Origin of the sequence: Devosia sp., from assembly GCF_041917035.1 — a bacterium.
GTDB lineage: Bacteria > Pseudomonadota > Alphaproteobacteria > Rhizobiales > Devosiaceae > Devosia_A.
Genome location: NZ_JAYRYM010000443.1, coordinates 1 through 1,658 on the forward strand (window position 1 = coordinate 1; position 1,658 = coordinate 1,658).

The window sequence follows — 1,658 nt, forward strand, 5'->3', positions numbered from 1 at the left end:
GGCACCTTGTCCCCCCGGGCGTCGGTTTTCACGTCACGCGACGACCACGTCCTTGTCGGGACTTCCTCGGCGTCTGGCAAGCCCCCCGTTCCGGCCGCCATGCGTCGCCCAATCCTGCCCAACTGGGGAGCTTTCCGAGACAGGCGTGGCACGGCAGCATCGCACCAGTCGTTGACCGAGGCTTTCTTCGCCATGTCCATCACAGCGTCCCTTGCGCCCCTCGCTGCCGTCTCCGATGCCCTTGCCGCCCTCACCGCGGACGCCGCGCGGCGGGTCGTCGCGATCCGCGATGGCGAGGGGCGTACCCTCAGCGGCTTCATCTGGCGCACCGGCCTCGTGGTCACCGCCCATGAGGCGCTGGAGAGCGAAGAGGAGGCTGATGCCATCCTGCCGGACGGTACCGTGGCGCGGGCCCAGCTGGCCGGGCGCGACCCGACCACCGACGTCGCCCTGCTTCGTCTGGCAACCGCCGAGTATCCCGACTGGGTTTGGGCCGACCAGCCCGCGGCCGGATCGCTCTCTGTGCTGGTCGGCCGAACCGCGGAGTCCGTCCTCTCGAGCCTTGCCGCCGTCAGCGAAGTCGGGCCGGCCTGGCGCAGCATGCGCGGCGGCGAGATCGATGCCCTGGTGACGCTCGGCCTGCGCCTCCCGTCCCGCTTGGAGGGAGGCGCCGTCGTTTCGCCCGCGGGCCGATTGCTCGGCATGGCGGTCAGCGGCGCCCGGGGGCGCACCCTGCTCATCCCCGCCTCGACCCTCTCCCGTGCGGTGGCGACGCTCGCCGAGAAGGGCTACGTGCCGCGCGGCTGGCTCGGCCTCAGCCTGCATCCGGTCGGGCAGGGCGGCGTCATCGTCATCGGCATCGAGCCCGACAGTCCGGCAGCCCAGGGGGGCTTACTTGTCGGCGATATCGTCACCACATGGGAAGGCAACACGGTTCGGTCCGTCGCCGATGTCGCCCTGCGGCTCGGCGCCGGAACCGTCGGAACCAAAGCAAGATTGGGAGTATTGCGCGGTGGCAGTGCACTGGAACTCGACCTCTCTATCGGGGAACGCCCGCGGCACTGAGGCCGCGCGCGCCGTCCTCTCCACAGCGCGCTACGCTATCGGTTTCGACCTGCTCGACGTCGGTCTCGAACAGGTTCTGCGCGCTATCGTGCAGGGCCGGCATGACCTCTACGAGGCCGATTCCGATGAGGCCGCCGTGGTCATCACGGACCGGACCCCCTCGGATGCGGGCGTCCCGGGTGGCGGCCGGCTGTTGCGGGTCGGTGCCGAGCAGGGGGGACGCAACGTTCTCGACAGCCTCGATCCGGGCCTGATCCTGTCTGCCGCGACCCTGGTCGCCGCCGGCTACGCGCTCGACCGCGAGCGCATGGCGGCGGACGGGCAGGGCGGCGCCTTGCCCCGCCTCAGCCAGCGCGAGCGGCAGGTGGCGGTGCTGCTGGTCGATGGTGCCTCCAACAAGCTCATCGCCCGCGGCCTCGACATCTCCGTCCACACGGCAAAGTTCCACGTCACCGCCATCCTCGACAAGCTCGGCGCCCGCAACCGGGCCGACGCGGTGTCGATCATCCTGCGCGAAGGGCTCGTCTCGATCTGACCGGGGGTAGCCCCGTCGGTTGCACGGACAAAGTTCGGCGTTTCAACGAAACGCCGAA

3 protein-coding genes are annotated in these 1,658 nt (G+C 70.3%); 2 read left to right on the forward strand and 1 reads right to left on the reverse strand.

Going from position 1 to position 1,658, the window contains the following annotated elements; all coding sequences use genetic code 11:
- Positions 1–200: hypothetical protein (locus tag ACE3TU_RS22105; protein ID WP_374628006.1), on the reverse strand; the 200-nt coding region annotated here is incomplete at its 3' end.
- Between ACE3TU_RS22105 and ACE3TU_RS22110 the strand changes: the two genes are divergently transcribed.
- On the forward strand, positions 193–1,065 hold the full coding sequence (locus ACE3TU_RS22110; RefSeq protein ID WP_374628007.1) for a S1C family serine protease: 873 nt from the start codon (positions 193–195) through the stop codon (positions 1,063–1,065). The genes ACE3TU_RS22105 and ACE3TU_RS22110 overlap by 8 nt on opposite strands.
- Complete coding sequence (locus ACE3TU_RS22115) at positions 1,013–1,600, forward strand: response regulator transcription factor (RefSeq protein WP_374628008.1); 588 nt, start codon at positions 1,013–1,015, stop codon at positions 1,598–1,600. The genes ACE3TU_RS22110 and ACE3TU_RS22115 overlap by 53 nt, the downstream gene beginning before the upstream one ends.
- The last annotated feature ends 58 nt before the right edge of the window (positions 1,601–1,658 follow it).

Coding starts and splice junctions, on each gene's coding strand:
- ACE3TU_RS22110 (WP_374628007.1), top strand. CDS start 193: ATGTCCATCACAGCGTCCCTTGCGCCCCTCGCTGCCGTCTCCGATGCC.